The organism is Pedobacter sp. WC2423 (assembly GCF_040822065.1).
GTDB lineage: Bacteria > Bacteroidota > Bacteroidia > Sphingobacteriales > Sphingobacteriaceae > Pedobacter.
Window position 1 is genome coordinate 1,486,747 of sequence record NZ_CP162005.1, and the last position, 16,479, is coordinate 1,503,225.

Below are 16,479 nucleotides of genomic sequence, written 5' to 3' on the forward strand. Positions count from 1 at the left end.
TACTTCAAAAGTATACACAGACCAGATTATTTTCTTTGATTAAATGATATTCAATAAAAAATTCTGTTCATAAATACAATCACAGTAAAAAATATCATATTTGCACCTTACTGCATCCCATTTCAGTAAAATGCAATGATTGATAAATTAGATAAGCTGGATACCCGTATACTGAATATTCTTCAGAAAGATTCCTCATTAAGCACTAAAGACATAGCGCAGCAGATTGGGCTCAGCCTTTCTCCGACCCATGAACGGATTAAAAGATTAAAAACAGAAGGATATATTGAGAAATATGTGGCGCTGGTTAACCGCGAAAGGCTTGGTAAACATTTACTCGTACTTTGTACAGTAACCCTGAAAGAACAATCGATAGAGACACTGAAGAATTTTGAAGAATCGGTTATCTGTTTTAAAGAAGTGCTGGAAGTATTATGTATTGCCGGCGGTCAGGATTATCTGTTAAAGATCGTTGTAGATGATGTGAATGACTACCATACCTTTGTTGTCACCCACCTCTCCTCCTTATCAAACATCTCTACCCTGAGCAGCAGTTTTGTCTTAAAAGAAATCAAACGCGAAACAGCCTATTATCTTAATTTATAAATTAATTTGGAGATTAAGATAACTCATCGTAATATTGCAATATAATATATGGGACTTACAAAAACAGAAATATTTACAGACGAGCAAAATCAGTTGTCACAGCTGTTAAAAGCGATGGCGCATCCCGCCCGTATAGCTATCCTGCAAAGGATATTGAAATCAAACACCTGTATTTGTGGTGATCTGGTTGAAGAACTTGGTTTAGCACAGGCTACAATTTCTCAACATTTGAAAGAACTTAAAAATGCAGGGATTATACAAGGTACTATTGAAGGTGTTAGCGTATGCTATTGCATCAACCCTACCGTATGGAAACAATTAGAATTACAATTAGGTATTTTTCTGGGTTCATATAAAGGAGAACCGAACTGCTGCTAACATTTTTTTACCCTTATCAATCGTTAAATTGCAATATATGAATACAACAAACTTAACTCACTGGAATGACTTCAAAGCCACGTTACAACAACATCCGGATCTGACCCTCCAATTTCAGTATGCAACAGGCCAGCGGGTAGATGCTTCTTATCACATCACTGAAATTAAGCAGGCTGCTATTGTTTCTGTAGACTGTGGCGGAGTCATGAATTCCTGGACAGAAATTATTGTTCAATTATGGGAACCAGCAGTAAAAGAAAGTGAAAGAGCAATGCAAGTACACAAAGCATTAGCAATCATAAACCTCGTTGAAAAATCACTTACCTTAAATCCTTCAGGTGTAGTGAAAATTGAATTCGGTAATTCAGCTTTCGACACCAGGCAAATGTACCCAGGTAATATAACCATTGAAGGAGAAAACCTGGTCGTTAACCTTACCCCTGATTTTACCCAATGTAAAGCGATGAGCAGAGGTGAAAGCTGCGGAGTTCCCGAAACAGAAAAACCAAAAATTCAATTGTTCAATTCAGCTAATTCAGGTCAGTACTGTACACCAGGTTCAGGTTGCTGCTAAATCAATATCCATATGAAAAAAGTATTAGTATTATGCACCGGCAATAGTTGCCGCAGTCAATTGGCAGAAGGCTTTCTAAGACAATTCGCAGGCAATCAGGCCGAAATTTATAGTGCCGGGATTGAAACCCATGGTGTAAATCCAAAAGCAATTCAGGTCATGAGCGAGGTTGGAATAGATATATCCGCTCACACCTCAAATCATGTTGATGAATATAGCGACATCAATTTTGATTATGTGATCACCGTTTGCGATAATGCAAAAGAAAACTGCCCTTACTTCCCTGGTCAGGCAGTGAAATTTCATGAGAACTTTCCTGATCCTGCAAAAGCCAAAGGAACTGACCAGGAGATTATGGAGGAATTCAGAAGAGTTCGTGAACTTATTAAAGATTACGCTTCAACATTTGTTAAAGAAAATATCAATCCATAAAAATTACAAAAATGAGTGCGAACCATTGTGCCCCTGCAACCGGCAGGAAGAAACTAGGTTTCTTAGACCGCTATTTAACCTTGTGGATTTTTCTTGCTATGGCCGCAGGGGTTGGAATTGGCTATTTCATTCCCTCTTCCGCTGGCTTTATCAATTCCTTTTCCAGTGGAACAACAAATATACCGCTGGCTATCGGACTGATCCTGATGATGTACCCTCCGCTGGCTAAAGTTAAATATGAAAAAATGGGTGAGGTCTTTAAAGACACCAAAGTCTTAAGTATTTCCCTTATTTTGAATTGGGTTATTGGCCCTTTGCTCATGTTTTTTTTAGCGATTACCTTTTTAAGGGATTATCCCGAATATATGATCGGCTTGATTTTGATCGGCCTGGCCAGGTGTATTGCAATGGTTGTGGTCTGGAATGAACTGGCAGACGGAAACAGAGAATATGCAGCAGGCCTCATTGCCTTAAACAGTATTTTCCAGGTATTGCTATACAGTGTTTTCGCTTATGTATTTATCACGGTACTTCCCCCTTACTTTGGTCTTAAAGGTTTGGAAGTGAATATCACGATTGCTGAGATCTCAAAAAGTGTCGCAATTTACCTCGGCATCCCCTTTGCAATGGGTGTGATCAGCAGGTATACCCTGATCCGTTTAAAAGGAGAAGACTGGTTTCAGACCAAATTCATTCCGATGATATCGCCAGTTACACTAATTGCGCTGCTCTTTACGATTGTCACCATGTTTAGTCTTAAAGGTAGTTTAATTGTTCAGATTCCATTTGATGTGATCCGGATTGCGATACCGCTGGTCATCTATTTCACCATCATGTTTACCCTGAGCTTTTTTGCAGGTAAGTATTTTGGAGCAGACTATTCAAGAAGCACTGCCATAGCCTTTACCGCTACAGGTAATAATTTTGAACTGGCTATTGCAGTTGCCATAGGTGTCTTTGGTATTAATTCAGGTCAGGCTTTTACAGGAGTCATTGGCCCGCTGGTAGAAGTCCCGGCACTGATTGCCCTGGTTAACCTTGCTTTTTGGTTCAGAAAGAAATACTATCGTACCCCATCTGAACCAATTGAAGCAAAGCCTTAATTAAACTTCTTCCTCCAGTACAGGTGCATCAGCAATTTTTTCAGTGATTGAAGCCGGTAAATAGGGCCTGCCCCCGGATGCCGGAATACAGGTCCCTGTAAAAGTTGCTTTTGTCATTACTTTACCATTCAGCATAATTGCCTGTTTAAAATGCAAACGTGGCAAACCTGCTTTATCAGTATATAAGGTACAAGTCACCGAAAAATTATCTCCCTTTTTAAGCGATCTTAAAAAGCTGATTTTATATCCCGATAATACCATATATATCCCCTTTCCAGCTTCTTGCTCAAAATCGAATCCAAGTATTTCCCTGATATAATCATGGCGGCAGTACTCCATATAAAAAGGATAGTATAAGCCATCCATTATTTCCTGAACATCTATGTGTTCATCCTTTACAGTATAGGTTTTAGTATATTCCATTTGATGTGTTTGTGTGCAATCCAGGCAGAATTGAATAATTTTTTTAAAAAAACTACCACTCATCCTGCCAATACGACCAGTCATCAGCTTTCCCCTTGTATCCGATCAATTACCAGCCATATTCGTTCTATAATTAATACAGAACGCTATGCAAACTTTTAAATTATCGCTCCTTTTCATTTTTTCTTTTACCCTGGCCAAAGCACAGACTAAAATATCCGGTGTCCTTAAAACTACGAAAGGAATAGCCGTGGCCAATGCCAATATCAGTTTAAAAAACAGTTATGACGGCGCCTCTACCGACAGTACAGGAAGATTCGCTTTCACGACTACCACAACCGGCGCTGCAACACTTATATATTCAGCTTTAAACTTTGAGAAAGATTCTGTTCAGGTTAACCTTGACCATGGAAACTTAACGCTTAACCTGGGCATTAAAGAAGCACTGAACCAATTACAAACAGTGAGTATCAGTGCTGGTTCTTTCATCGCCGGCGATGGAAAAAAGGGCGCTATATTAAGCTCACTCGACATCGCTACCATAGCTGGTTCACGAGCAGACATATTTGCTGCGCTGCAAACCTTACCCGGTGCACAAACCTCTTTTTCTGAAAGCGGATTATTTGTCAGAGGTGGTTCAGCATCCGAAACGAAAACTTACTTCGATGGAATGCTGGTCAAAAGCCCGTTTAACGCAACCGTTCCGGATCAGGCATCCAGAGGCCGTTTATCAGCATTCCTATTCAAAGGCACCTCTTTTTCTGCTGGCGGATACTCTGCCCAATATGGTCAGGCATTATCCTCAGCACTGGTTTTAGAAAGCACTGACCTGCCAGAGAAAACAACCACAGGTATCTCCATACTATCAGTTGGCGGCGGAGTTGACCAGAATATCAGGTTCAAGAATAGCGCAATTACTATAGGTGGCTATTATTACAACCTATCCCCTATTTACAGCCTCATTAAACAACAACAAGATTATGTTAAAGCCCCGGAAAGTATGGGAGGTAATTTTCAGTATAAATTAAAAACTTCTCCAACAGGTATGTTTAAAATCTATGCCTCTTATGGCCGCACGAATCTTTCACTTTACAGCGCCAATATCGATACACCTGCCGTGCCAAAATATTTCAGCAACAACAACTTTAACATTTATCTTAACTCTACTTACAAAGAATATTTTGGCAACAGCTGGAAACTGGAAACAGGCATCGCTTACAATAAAGACAAAGATGCAGGCCTGCTGACTGTTAACGATTACAGCCGTCAGGACCATCTGCTCGAAGGCAAAGCAATAGTAACCAAATCCTTCGGACAACTTTCCAATTTCAAATTCGGAGCAGAGACATTCAATACCGGCAGACTGGAAAGTTTAAATGGCCCCGCCAGAACATATAATGATCAGATCAGTTCAGGATTTGCAGAAACAGACCTCTTTTTAACCCAGAAAATTGTTGTCCGCCTGGGCCTTAGAGGTGAATATTCTTCCTACCTGCAAAAATACAACCTGGCCCCAAGATCATCTTTGAGTTTCAAAACAAGTGCACACGCACAGGTATCCTTTGCTTATGGCCGCTTTTATCAGAACCCTGAAGATGAATATCTGATTATCAAACCCACAGATTTTGAACATGCCGATCATTATATACTTAAATATGAAATCAATACACCAAACCGGAACTTCAGGATCGAAGGATATTACAAAGACTATAACCGGCTGACTAAAATCAAGGATGGTAACCCGGACAATTCGGGCAGCGGTTATGCCAAAGGCTTTGAACTGTTCTGGAGAGATAAAAAAAGTATCAAAAACGCAGATTACTGGCTATCCTACTCCTTTCTGGATACCAAAAGAGATTTCAGGGATTTTCCAATGATGGCTACCCCTTCTTTTGCAGCAAAACATACTGTATCTGTAGTTTACAAACACTTTATTGAATCCTTAAATACTCAGTTTGGCGGCACCTATACCTTTGCATCCGGCAGACCATATGTTAACCCTAACAACCCGGTTTACTTAGCTGATAAAACTCAAAACTTCAACAGCTTAAGTCTGAATGTCAGTTATTTAACCCATGTCTTAAAACAGTTTTCGGTGCTTTACCTGAATATCAACAATGTTCCGGGATTCAACCAGGTTTATGGCTACAAGTACAGCGCAAACGGATCAAACAGACAGGCCATTGTACCAGCCGCAAAAAGGGACTTTTTAATAGGTATTTTGATCACTATAGGTGATAACACCTTTGTCAGATAAACAAATAAATCAAATTCATACATAAAAACAAATCATCATGAAAACTTTAATGAAATCAATTACCTTAATCCTTGTCCTGATCAGCTTCCGCAGCTTTGCACAAAATTCTGATCCTAAATTCTTACAAGCCACAAAAACCGGCCTGGAACTGATTGCAACTGCTAAAGGGGCTGAAGATTATCTCAAAGCCGAAAACCACTTTGAACGCATTGCTACGATAGCAACTAAAGAATGGCTTCCTTCGTATTACGCAGCTTACTGTAACCTTTATGCAGGATATATGACAGCCGATAAAGAATTAAAAGACCAATACTGGGATAAAGCACTGCTGGAAATTGACAAAGCCGATGCGTTATCTGCAAATAACAGTGAAATTTATGCACTAAAAGGTGCGCTTCAATTCATGAAAATGTCTGTTGATCCCAGAACAAGAATGTATCTGATGGGCGAGTCTGCCGCGTCACTGGAAAAAGCAGCAGTACTTAATCCTGAAAATCCACGTATCGACCTAATCAAAGGTCAGGACATCTTTTATACACCAGAGGCTTTTGGTGGTGGAAAAGCTAAAGCTAAATCAATTTTAGAATCAGCAGTAGCAAAATTTACTATATTTAAGCCATCAAATACAATAAACCCTAACTGGGGAGCAGAAGCTGCAAAAGCATTATTAGCCCAATGTAAATAAGATGAAAATGTCAGATAACTCCAACCAGGACCAATATCAGGAAAAAAGTCTGAACTATTTCAACTCTATTAGCTGGCTGCGGTTAAACCTTTATAATCTCCCTGTAGGAATGGGAGTAGGTATTGCACTTTGCTTACTGATGAGTGCATTCAAAGGACAGTGGATTGGCACAACAGGCCTTATTTACCAGGTTTTATTTAGTACAGTGATTGCGTTTTGCATCGTCAATACTATCTTCGTTTCTCAGAGAATCATGAAGCTGAGCAGTGGAAAAGGATGGTTGTTCCTGGTTGTTTATTATCTGTCCAGTATCCTGGGGATGCTGATCGCTATAGAAATGATATATCTGATCAAAGCATGGCTCTTTCAGGAGAAATATCATTTCTTGCACCTGGAAGATGCAAGGTTCAGTATCGTTGTGGTTGTCATTGTATGTACGGTTATTAAATTCTACACTTCGCAAAAAAGAAATATGAATGCGAAGCTAAGGGAGAAAAACATGAATTTGCTAAAGCTGAACCAAATGAAAACCGAGGCAGAGCTGGCCACACTTCAATCTAAAATCAATCCTCATTTTTTATATAATTCACTGAACGCAATTGCCAGCTTAATACATGAAGATCCGGACAAAGCTGAACGTATGACTATTCAGCTTTCCAAACTGTTCAGATATAGTATTAATCAAAATCAGGAAAGCCTGGTTACTGTTCAGGAAGAAATGGAGATCGTGAGTACTTACCTGGATATTGAAAGAGTAAGATTCGGCGACCGGATTGACTTTGTAATTGCAGTTAATGAGGAATTATCAAAGGATAAGATCCCAAGGTTTCTGATTCAGCCCCTGGTAGAAAATGCACTGAAACATGGACTGAAAAATGTAGCTGACCACGCCTTGTTACGTATTGAAATAGAAAAAACGGATAAAATTGTAATTGCTGTGATTGATAATGGTATTCCTTTTCCCGAAGCACTCGAAACCGGCTACGGTCTGCAGAGTACTTATGAAAAATTACACCTGCTTTATGGCAGTGATTACGAAGTGCAAATCCTGAATCAACCTGTTAAACAAATAAAAATTATTATCCCTTTTACCCATGACTAAGCAGTGGACCACTATAATTATTGACGATGAAGAACTGGCAAGAAAAAGGCTTAAACGTCTGCTTGCTGTCCATGACTGCATTCATATTATCGGAGAAGCCGCAAATGGCGCCGAGGGTTTGCAGCAAATAGAAAAGCTTAATCCGGACCTGGTATTTCTTGACATAGAAATGCCAGTTCTGAATGGCTTTGAGCTATTAAGCGCGCTGACCAAACCACCAAAAGTAATTTTCACGACTGCCTACGATCAATATGCTGTAAAAGCTTTTGAAGAAGAATCTGTCGATTATTTGTTAAAGCCTATCGAAGATGAAAGACTGGCAAAAGCAGTTAAGAGACTGCAAACACAACAACAAGAGCCCGATTATGCTATTCCTCTGGATTTATTAATGCGACAGCTGAAGATAAAAAAGGAAGTCAAAACGCTCACTGTTAAAATAGGTGATAGAATTCTGTTAATTAAGATACAAGATCTGGTGTACATAGATGCAGAAGAAAAGTATGTTTTTTTAAATACTGCAGACGGGAAAAGAAGTCTGACCGATTTTACGATCACTGCACTCGCAGAAAAGCTGCCAGATCAATTTGTCAGAATTAACAGAAGCACAATTATCAATTCTGATTTAATCAAAGAGATAAAAAGAGGTTTTAATGGTGCCTTCTTTTTTATCATGAATGATGCTGAAAGCACTAAACTCAATTCCAGCAGAAGTTTTGGTCCCGTTTTAAAAGATATTTTTGACATATAAGAACTATTTTTTCCTGAAATAATCACCGCTAAATTATTTTAATATATTTGTCAAAATCACAAGGCAAGGATGAGCGAAAATTACAACATAGAAATCGAAGGAAACGAAGAGTTAATTGAGAAATTTATTGATGCAATTCAACAGGGTACGTGTAAAATAATTAAAGACGAGCCAGAGCAATATGTTATTCCTGGCGGAGAACAGCTTCATAACTATACTATTGTCGAGTATTTCCTTAGAAAACAACCCTTTATAGCAAAAGATGTAATTCAATTTTGCGAAAAGATCAGTTCGCATCACGAATTGGATATTCCTGGACATACACTTATTTTAAGAGATTGGGTTAAAGAAAAAATTCGTGATGTATACTATTACAATAGTGGATCAGCATATAATACTGAGTATAAACTAAAACCGGATACCGACATTTCTACGGTAAATCCAGAATATTTAACATTTACATGTTATGTAGCCATTTGTCTGATCAGAGATGGGGCAAGCTTTCAAATTTCAGCGGCAAATGAATACTTTAACATGGTTAAGGAATTAGGATCGGATGAAGTAGAAGAACTTAAAAAAAATGGTTCAGGACAACTGCCTAAAACTATTACAGAGTATAAAGATCAGCAGGTAAGCTGCATAGCAAATGATGTTTTTACAACAATTAAAATAAAGATAAAAGAGGAAAATGAGAAAAACTACCATACTATCCTTGAATATCTTTGTAATCTTTTAAAAAGTGGTTTTCCGAAAAGCTATAGTATTGAATTCTCTGGTAAAACCAAAAACATACTGCCTGTCAAAGGATTGCCAAAGCCAGGCGTACATTATCTTTTTGCCAATGGTATTCAATATCCGCGTCTTCGTCCTCTAATTGCAGCATACAGTTTGCTGGCCATGAAAAAATGGGCCTGGTATACTAATATGAGGGATGAAACTTGCGCAATGCCTTCTACTTTTGCAGTTTTCGCTTTAGGATTGGAAAGTGAGGAATATTTTGACCTGGTTATCAAATACATGCAAACTGTTGATCAGGAACATCAAACTATACAGGAAAAATTCACACCAGCTTTTGTAGAGAAATTCGGAATTACCAAAAAATCCTTTCCAGTTTTTATCAGTTGTATCTTATCTATGCAGGAACATAAAACTTTTAAGCTTTTTGCTGAACAATTCAACAATCCGGAAAACCTGGAACTCTTGTTAGCCTGCAAAAAGAATTTCCTAAGCTTTATCAGTGAAGAAAGTAAAACTGATTGGAACGAAGAGGATTTCAAAACAATGCCCGGTTACATTTGGAATTATGTATTGTATAGTATCTGGGGCCCGGAAGAAAAATATCCTGCTATAATCAAAAAATCACCAGCAGCACTTCAGCCATTATATCAGGAACTGCTAACAACCCATTCAGAATTTGATCACTAGTTCACAACCAGCAGCTTAAAGAGGCAAAATAAACCAGAAAGTACTACCCACTCCTACTTCACTATCTGCACCAATTTTCCCCTCATGTTTAGCAATAATCTCCGCACAAATGTAGAGCCCTAAGCCTAAACCAGGCTGTCTGGACTCTTCAACCCTATAATAACGATCAAATAAATAAGGAAGCTTTTCAGCTGGGATCCCAGGCCCCTTATCCGTAACTGATACCTTAACCGTATCAGTTATCTTTTCGATATTGATAGTAATCCCTTTTGAACCCGGGGCATATTTAACCGCATTCGTTAACATATTGATGATTACCTGTTCTATCCGTTCCTGATCTGCATGAACTGACAAATCTTTGTCGCCGGTAATGATAAGCTGACTCTGATCAGCTATGAATACATGCACAGCGCAATTTTTAATCAGTTCAGCCAGATTAAATAGTGTTTTATTCAGTGCAAGCCCACCCTCAGCCAGCCGATTTGAATCTAACAAATTATCTATTAACCCACTAACCTTATCTACACTTTTACCCGCCAAACCGATCAGACTCTGCATCTTTTCAGAAGAATTATGTTTCATCCGATCCAGTAACTGCATAGAAGCCTTTAAAGAAGCCACCGGAGTTTTCAATTCATGACTCGCTATGCTGATAAAATCATCCTTTTGCTGCTGCAAAATTTTAAGGTCATTAATATCCGTTGCCGTTCCGATCCAGAGTAAAACAGCACCTTCATCATCCTTAATAGGCTGCATCCGGATCAGATACCACTTGTACCCTCCGTCCTCATCTTTCAAACGTGTTTCATAATGTCCACTATCTTCGCTGGCCAGAATAGCTTTAAACTTCTCCATGTGATTTTGAAGATCATCAGGATGCACCATTTGCCTTAAAGCCATCCGCTGATTTTCCTCGCCATCCATCCCGGTATAACTATACCACTGCTTATTGTAGAAATTGATTTCTCCCTCAACAGTATTCGTCCAGGCAATTTGTGGGATTGCATTTAAGAGTAAACGGAAACGCTGTTCGTTTTCTTCTACTTCCAGCCGGACTAAAACCATGTCCGTAACTTCATAAACAAATAACAATATGCCATCTATTTTACCGGTCGAATCAAAGCGTGCCTGGTAGATAAAATTAAAATAACGTTCTTCCGCATTTCCAGTTTCTTCATTGGCAAGCGGAATACGCATTTCACTTCCCTGGTAAGTCTCTCCTGTGGCGTAGACTTCCTGTAAAATCTCCCACATCGGCTGCCCTTTAATTTCAGGCAAAGCAGCTACAAAAGTTTTACCAAGAAGATCACGGTTAGGAAATAGCTCCTGAAAAGATGGATTAATCAGTTCAAAAACAAATTCAGGGCCATCCAGCACACAAATCCCCGCAGGAGCCTGCATTAAAAACCTCTTAAGCCGGTCCCGCTGACTCTCTACTACCTGTTTTTTATCTGAATGATCATCCGAATCAAGATTCTCCTTTTCCTCCAATTCCTGACTCAGTTCATTTAGTTTTTCCTGTGTCTGCGTCAATTCATCATTAATAGCTTCCATTTCTTCAACAGCAGCCTCAAGTTGTTCATTACCAGCCTCAATTTGCTCACCCGTTGCTGCCAGTTCCTCACCAAGCTGAGTTTGAGTACCTGGCAAAATCTCTGCATGCGTATGATCAGTATGCCATATGGTTAATAAATAATCTACCTCTTGTGCATGATTTAAAACCGGTATGATTTCTATCCGCCAGCTATTTTCAGTAATATCATTTACAGCCGCAAGACCTGCAAATCTAAAAGCAGGCAATTGAATAACTTCTTTGCTATTCTTTGATAACATCAGATGGTCCAGCAGTAAAGTCAATGCTTCAGCCGGTGTTAAAGACTCAAATGCTGCACCTACATTCACACCTGTAATATCCTTATCAACTGTATTACTTATTATTTTATGCTGTTTATTATGTGCAATTATGATAAAATCTGTATTCACCACAAACATTGGCAATGTGGCATAATTAAATACAGACTGAAAAAGCTTTTCATTAGAAGGAGAAGGAATCATCAAAAAACGTAGGTTTGAATAACTTGCCAAAGATAAGTTTACTTTAACAAACGAAAGATATTGTTTTTACAGGCCATCAGATTTTTTCTTTTGATTTCCTGAATTACTATATTTCATAACCATTAATCAATCACAGAAAACTACCTGAAAACTATTCGGAAAAAGACTTCGAAATCTTTTACCATCAGGAATAAACCTGCAGGAATGCAACTGGAAAATCAGCTGCCCTATTTCTTTTTAAAAATTACCGATACCAGGATAACCAAGCCCATGATAAGGCTGATGATCAGGCCAGCTATGGCCAAAATCGGCATCCCGTTAAATTTGGGAGGTTTATCTGCCAGAATCAGGATAGCAGATGTGATCAACAGCCCCGACATCAAAACACTCAAACCAAGATTGGACATCCCGCGGTCTATGGTCTTTTTAATGGCAGGTAAATCTTTCACCTCCTGTACAATTTTTAAATCTCCACTATTCAGCTTACTGATGATTGACTGTACATCATCAGGCATAGTTTTCAAAGCTTCCGTCAATGTTCTTAAGAGTTTTAAGCTACTTTTTTTCAGCTCTTCAGGACTTAGCCTGCGAAATGCAATTTTTAAAATATAAGGGCGTAAACTATCCAGAATATTTAAATCTGGTACAAGCGCCCTGCCAATACCTTCAATTAATACAATCCCGCGAACCAGCAGGTAAAGATGATCAGGCATCAGTATCTCATTGTTATTCAGAATGGCCGAAAACTTACTCAACACTTCTTTAATATCCATTTGCTCCAGCGAAACCCCATCCAGCAAATTAAAAAACTCATGAATATCTCTTTCCAGTTTACTTTCATCCGCTACATTAAAGCGTATTGCCATTTTTTTCATCGTGGCAATTAATCTTCTGGCATCCTGGGCCATAAAATAAGACACAAAATCTTCCAGCATGACTTTCTCTCCAGGCATCATACTGCCCATAGAACCAAAATCTATAAAAGCAATCTGACCACTTTGCAATACCAGTAAATTTCCGGGATGCGGATCTGCATGAAAAAACCCATGCTCCAATACCTGTGTCAAATAAAGGTCCAGACCACTATGGGTAATTTTTTCCGGACTCAAACCCATTGACATAATCGCCTCTTTATCCGTTATTTTAACCCCTGCTATAAATTCCATGCACAAGATATTATCATTAGATAATTCAGGATAAGCACCTGCCAGGTAAATGGCTTCATTTCCTTTAAAATTTCTGGAAAAGCGTTCAATATTTGCCAGTTCATTCAGAAAGGAAAGCTCCTGAAAAATAGACTTCTCAAATGCCTCCAACACCTCTACCAGGTTAATCTTACGAAATACCTCACTATAACTTACTAAGAATCCGGCAATATCTTTCATGATCAGCATATCTGAAGCGACTACTTCCCGTATCCCCGGACGTTTAATTTTCAGAATTACCGGCTGACCATTTTTCAATTCCGCTTTATAAACCTGTGATATAGAAGCAGAAGCAAAAGGTTCTTCAGCAATATGCGTAAAGTACTCTTCAGGATCAATGCCCAGATCTGTTTTGAGCAAACCTCTCACATCCATTGGCCTGGACTCCACTTTATCCTGTAACTTCTGTAACTCCACAATCATTTCTTCAGGCAGCAAATCCTCTCTGCTACTAAATGCCTGTCCGAATTTGACATAAGTTGGCCCCAACTCTTCCAAAGCCATTCTGATACGTTCATAAATAGTCAGCGATGAATCATTCAGACTGGTTTCACTGCCTGTATTATTCAATAACTCCTCAAATCCGTACTTCGCCAATATTTTAACGAGTGAGGCCGTTCTTTTGAGTTTTCTCTTCTGGTTTTCCATCATAGGTTTGTGCTCCCTGCCTTCTTACTCAATTTTAACGCCAGAATAAAGACTACTTATTTGACATTCTGATTAGTCTGTTCAGCACGGCAATAAAACTCTTACTGCTAAAAAAACCCACTAAAGAGGTAGTAAAAGCAATATCATTTTCCCTGTTGTACAAACTGATCCAGTTGTTGTCCGTTGAAAAATGGCTGATATCTTCGATGCGCAATTGCACCTCATCAATAACCACATGATGCTGATAGACAGTAATTTCTTTTGAAGGTAAATTTAAAAAGGATTTGTCCTGAATAGCATCACTTATATAATTGAAAACAATGCCATTACCAATTTTTATATCTTTTAATACTTTAGCAGTATATTGTGCCTGATGATGACTTGTAATCAAATCTATCGCCTTAAATACATGCCTGTTTCTGGCAGTCATAATTTCCCAGTGACCATCCTTTCTGCTGCGAAAAGCAATATTATTGGGATTAAAACTATTTCCTGAACTAAATAGCCATAAATCATCTATATCCTCAAAAAGTATGGTTTTAAGCTGGCCGCTATTCTCCGTTACGATACCCTTTTCATACAGGTAATAAGTTTTTCCAAAACTAAAATTTATAGTGATTAATAATATAGCTATCGCAAGCGCCATGATTAAAATAATCACCCAGTAAAGCTGATCAAGTTCTCCGGAAAAATTCATTTGATTTGCTACCCTATAAAAGCTGAAACTATGCTTCGCCTCAGCCGGAACTATATCTTCCACATAGATGAACAATGCAACACAGGACAGAAAAAGAAAGATACCAATAGCAAAATATACAAAAACCTTTGGAGGGCTATGTTTACTTTTCAGTATACCTAGTCCTGGAAACTTATTCATGCTATCAAACTTATTTGAAAATTACAACTATTGACTCCCTATTTTAGAGATTTCTAATATAGCAAATTTTCTTAGCAATTAAAATCAATTTTACCTTAACTAATTACATTAATCATATAAGAAACAGCATCTTGAGCATGTAAGGCAGCAGTCGATACCAATGTAATTTCAGTAACCTCTGCAGCCCGCAAACGCATGTTTTCCTCATAAACAGCAATCGCAGATCTCATATCAGCAGCATTACTATTGGTCAGACAATCGCTTAATTCCAAAGCATCAAGCATAGCCATATTTACCCCTTCACCCGCATAAGGAGGCATCAAATGCGCTGCGTCTCCCAGCATAGTTAAATTGGGTAAAGCTTCCCAGTTTTGATCCAGCGGCATATAGTACTGCGGGCGGGGTACGAAGCCTGAACTTGCATTTTCAAACAATTCAAGCCATACTTTATCCCATCCTTCATATTCCTTTTTAAACCAATCAATTACCTGAGATTTATCCGAAAAATCAATACCACATTCACGGCTCCATAGCTCTCGTGTATTAAATCCCGTATAAAACACCAGGCTCCCATCTCCTTTAGAACTTACAATCAGAGACCTTTCATTTCCCATGGCAAATATCTTTCCGCCATTTAATAATTGATGCATTTCAGGACATGCTGCTTCGCTATTATACACTGCTCCCTCAATTATCGTAACTCCGGAATATACCGCTTTAACAGGTGTGATGTAAGGACGGATCTTCGAGTTTGCGCCATCCGCTGCAATCACCAGATCAGCATAAGCATAATTACCATTTTGAAATTCCAGTTTCCAACCTTCATTTTGCGGGGAAAGTGAAACAAAATGGCTACCCCATTCTACTGTATCCGGAAGCAGAGAGTTTAGTAAAATTTGTTGTAAAGGCCCACGATCAATTTCAGGACGAAATGCTTCCTTTGTTTCGCTCTCTTCTCTATTTTCCTGATCATCAAAAACAATATTGCCATGATGATCTGTTATCCGCAGTTTATCCGCACCCGGACGATAATTAGCCTTAAACTCATCCATCAATCCAGCCTCATTAATAGCCTTTAAACCAGATTCATAATGCAGATCCAGCGTTGCTCCTTTAGGCCTTACCTCACTATCTGCATCTCTTTCATATACTTTTACTGCTGCACCTCTGTTTTGTAAGATCCTGGCTAAAGTTAACCCGCCCGGACCTCCTCCTACTATTGCAATTTTTTTGTTTTCAATCGTATTCATAGTTTGTTTATTTGAGCATCCCTTTGATTACCGCCTCGCAGCATTCTACAATTATCTTTTCTGTAATAATTTGTTCCGGCCTCTGCTGATAGTCAAAATATTCATTAACCAGCTCCAAGAGCGGAGAAAACAACATTGCCCGATGTATATCATGCGGAAAATCCCTGATAATATCCTTAGAGACATTGAATTGCAAAAAATGGAGTATAGGTGCAAAGAAATGCCCCTGTTCAATATTTTGTTTTTGAAAGGCTTTATTAAGCAGAGGCGATGATTTTCCATACTGAAGCAGTATGAAGGAATTTCTATTTTCTTTCAGATAGTTAAAGGTGTTCAGCCAGATCTTTTTAACCCCTTGTGCAAAATCCGCCTCCGGATTAAAATCCGCCAGTACAGCTTTTTCATAAGCTCCTAAAACATCTTCAATAAAAAGCGTAATCAAAAGGTCTTCCTTATTCTCGTATTTGATATAAATGGTACGCGGAGAAACATTAGCTGCTTTCGCCAGCTTTTGCATACTTAAATTTTCCAATCCCTCCTCTGCAATCATCTGCAATGCTATGGTACGGATCGCTTCCTCTTTTTCTAAATTTTTTGGTCTCATGGTCAAAGATTTCCTTTACTATAGTAAAGAATAAATCATAAGACAAAAGTAAGTAAACGTTTGTTTACTTACAAATATAATGCAAAACACCGCCTATGATGCCAATT

General features: G+C 38.6%; 16 protein-coding genes. 10 read left to right on the plus strand and 6 right to left on the minus strand.

The window, feature by feature from the left end; all coding sequences use genetic code 11:
* Positions 1-135: 135 nt before the first annotated feature.
* From AB3G38_RS05755 to arsB, 5 genes are read left to right on the plus strand one after another with little or no spacing between them, the layout of a single operon-like run.
* A complete protein-coding gene (locus AB3G38_RS05755) occupies positions 136-606 on the plus strand; it encodes an Lrp/AsnC family transcriptional regulator (RefSeq protein WP_367867543.1) in 471 nt (156 codons plus the stop codon).
* 48 nt (positions 607-654) lie between these two features.
* Positions 655-984 carry an ArsR/SmtB family transcription factor gene (locus AB3G38_RS05760; protein WP_367867544.1) on the plus strand — a complete coding sequence of 110 codons (330 nt, stop codon included), beginning with the start codon at positions 655-657 and terminating at the stop codon, positions 982-984.
* Between the two features lie 37 nt (positions 985-1,021).
* Positions 1,022-1,558: a DUF6428 family protein gene (locus AB3G38_RS05765; RefSeq protein WP_367867545.1), complete on the plus strand. Its 537-nt coding sequence runs from the start codon at positions 1,022-1,024 to the stop codon at positions 1,556-1,558.
* 12 nt (positions 1,559-1,570) lie between these two features.
* Positions 1,571-1,990: an arsenate reductase ArsC gene (locus AB3G38_RS05770; protein WP_367867546.1), complete on the plus strand. Its 420-nt coding sequence runs from the start codon at positions 1,571-1,573 to the stop codon at positions 1,988-1,990.
* An 11-nt stretch (positions 1,991-2,001) separates the two neighbouring features.
* A complete protein-coding gene (gene arsB / locus AB3G38_RS05775) occupies positions 2,002-3,093 on the plus strand; it encodes an ACR3 family arsenite efflux transporter (protein WP_367867547.1) in 1,092 nt (363 codons plus the stop codon).
* On the opposite strand, the gene AB3G38_RS05780 is transcribed toward arsB, so the two are convergent.
* Positions 3,094-3,516, minus strand: a complete 423-nt coding sequence (locus AB3G38_RS05780; protein WP_367867548.1) for an acyl-CoA thioesterase — start codon at positions 3,514-3,516, stop codon at positions 3,094-3,096.
* 148 nt (positions 3,517-3,664) lie between these two features.
* Between AB3G38_RS05780 and AB3G38_RS05785 the strand changes: the two genes are divergently transcribed.
* The 5 genes from AB3G38_RS05785 to AB3G38_RS05805 all read left to right on the plus strand — a co-directional run bounded on the left by AB3G38_RS05785 (position 3,665) and on the right by AB3G38_RS05805 (position 9,733).
* Complete coding sequence (locus tag AB3G38_RS05785) at positions 3,665-5,773, plus strand: TonB-dependent receptor plug domain-containing protein (protein ID WP_367867549.1); 2,109 nt, start codon at positions 3,665-3,667, stop codon at positions 5,771-5,773.
* Between the two features lie 37 nt (positions 5,774-5,810).
* Positions 5,811-6,458, plus strand: a complete 648-nt coding sequence (locus AB3G38_RS05790; protein ID WP_367867550.1) for a hypothetical protein — start codon at positions 5,811-5,813, stop codon at positions 6,456-6,458.
* 7 nt (positions 6,459-6,465) lie between these two features.
* On the plus strand, positions 6,466-7,560 hold the full coding sequence (locus tag AB3G38_RS05795; RefSeq protein ID WP_367867551.1) for a sensor histidine kinase: 1,095 nt from the start codon (positions 6,466-6,468) through the stop codon (positions 7,558-7,560).
* A complete protein-coding gene (locus AB3G38_RS05800; protein WP_367867552.1) occupies positions 7,553-8,308 on the plus strand; it encodes a LytR/AlgR family response regulator transcription factor in 756 nt (251 codons plus the stop codon). Before AB3G38_RS05795 ends, AB3G38_RS05800 begins: the two co-directional genes overlap by 8 nt.
* Before the next feature lie 69 nt (positions 8,309-8,377).
* On the plus strand, positions 8,378-9,733 hold the full coding sequence (locus AB3G38_RS05805) for a DUF6138 family protein (RefSeq protein WP_367867553.1): 1,356 nt from the start codon (positions 8,378-8,380) through the stop codon (positions 9,731-9,733).
* 15 nt (positions 9,734-9,748) lie between these two features.
* Here AB3G38_RS05805 and AB3G38_RS05810 read toward each other — a convergent pair whose 3' ends face one another.
* From AB3G38_RS05810 to AB3G38_RS05830, 5 genes are all read right to left on the minus strand, one after another.
* Positions 9,749-11,818, minus strand: a complete 2,070-nt coding sequence (locus AB3G38_RS05810) for an ATP-binding protein (RefSeq protein WP_367867554.1) — start codon at positions 11,816-11,818, stop codon at positions 9,749-9,751.
* A 197-nt stretch (positions 11,819-12,015) separates the two neighbouring features.
* Positions 12,016-13,644: an ABC1 kinase family protein gene (locus AB3G38_RS05815; protein ID WP_367867555.1), complete on the minus strand. Its 1,629-nt coding sequence runs from the start codon at positions 13,642-13,644 to the stop codon at positions 12,016-12,018.
* 49 nt (positions 13,645-13,693) lie between these two features.
* The gene (locus AB3G38_RS05820; RefSeq protein WP_367867556.1) at positions 13,694-14,518 is read right to left on the minus strand and encodes a hypothetical protein; all 825 of its coding nucleotides are present in this window, start codon (positions 14,516-14,518) and stop codon (positions 13,694-13,696) included.
* Between the two features lie 95 nt (positions 14,519-14,613).
* A complete protein-coding gene (locus AB3G38_RS05825; protein ID WP_367867557.1) occupies positions 14,614-15,768 on the minus strand; it encodes an FAD-dependent oxidoreductase in 1,155 nt (384 codons plus the stop codon).
* A 7-nt stretch (positions 15,769-15,775) separates the two neighbouring features.
* Positions 15,776-16,372 carry a TetR/AcrR family transcriptional regulator gene (locus tag AB3G38_RS05830; protein ID WP_367867558.1) on the minus strand — a complete coding sequence of 199 codons (597 nt, stop codon included), beginning with the start codon at positions 16,370-16,372 and terminating at the stop codon, positions 15,776-15,778.
* Positions 16,373-16,479 lie beyond the last annotated feature (107 nt).

What these genes read in the sequence shown, in the direction of transcription:
- AB3G38_RS05790 (WP_367867550.1), top strand. Translation starts at nt 5,811, where the DNA reads ATGAAAACTTTAATGAAATCAATTACCTTAATCCTTGTCCTGATCAGC.
- AB3G38_RS05780 (WP_367867548.1), bottom strand. Translation starts at nt 3,516, where the DNA reads ATGGAATATACTAAAACCTATACTGTAAAGGATGAACACATAGATGTT.
- AB3G38_RS05815 (WP_367867555.1), bottom strand. Translation starts at nt 13,644, where the DNA reads ATGATGGAAAACCAGAAGAGAAAACTCAAAAGAACGGCCTCACTCGTT.
- AB3G38_RS05825 (WP_367867557.1), bottom strand. Translation starts at nt 15,768, where the DNA reads ATGAATACGATTGAAAACAAAAAAATTGCAATAGTAGGAGGAGGTCCG.
- AB3G38_RS05805 (WP_367867553.1), top strand. Translation starts at nt 8,378, where the DNA reads ATGAGCGAAAATTACAACATAGAAATCGAAGGAAACGAAGAGTTAATT.
- AB3G38_RS05770 (WP_367867546.1), top strand. Translation starts at nt 1,571, where the DNA reads ATGAAAAAAGTATTAGTATTATGCACCGGCAATAGTTGCCGCAGTCAA.
- AB3G38_RS05820 (WP_367867556.1), bottom strand. Translation starts at nt 14,518, where the DNA reads ATGAATAAGTTTCCAGGACTAGGTATACTGAAAAGTAAACATAGCCCT.
- arsB (WP_367867547.1), top strand. Translation starts at nt 2,002, where the DNA reads ATGAGTGCGAACCATTGTGCCCCTGCAACCGGCAGGAAGAAACTAGGT.
- AB3G38_RS05830 (WP_367867558.1), bottom strand. Translation starts at nt 16,372, where the DNA reads ATGAGACCAAAAAATTTAGAAAAAGAGGAAGCGATCCGTACCATAGCA.
- AB3G38_RS05765 (WP_367867545.1), top strand. Translation starts at nt 1,022, where the DNA reads ATGAATACAACAAACTTAACTCACTGGAATGACTTCAAAGCCACGTTA.
- AB3G38_RS05785 (WP_367867549.1), top strand. Translation starts at nt 3,665, where the DNA reads ATGCAAACTTTTAAATTATCGCTCCTTTTCATTTTTTCTTTTACCCTG.
- AB3G38_RS05760 (WP_367867544.1), top strand. Translation starts at nt 655, where the DNA reads ATGGGACTTACAAAAACAGAAATATTTACAGACGAGCAAAATCAGTTG.
- AB3G38_RS05755 (WP_367867543.1), top strand. Translation starts at nt 136, where the DNA reads ATGATTGATAAATTAGATAAGCTGGATACCCGTATACTGAATATTCTT.
- AB3G38_RS05800 (WP_367867552.1), top strand. Translation starts at nt 7,553, where the DNA reads ATGACTAAGCAGTGGACCACTATAATTATTGACGATGAAGAACTGGCA.
- AB3G38_RS05795 (WP_367867551.1), top strand. Translation starts at nt 6,466, where the DNA reads ATGTCAGATAACTCCAACCAGGACCAATATCAGGAAAAAAGTCTGAAC.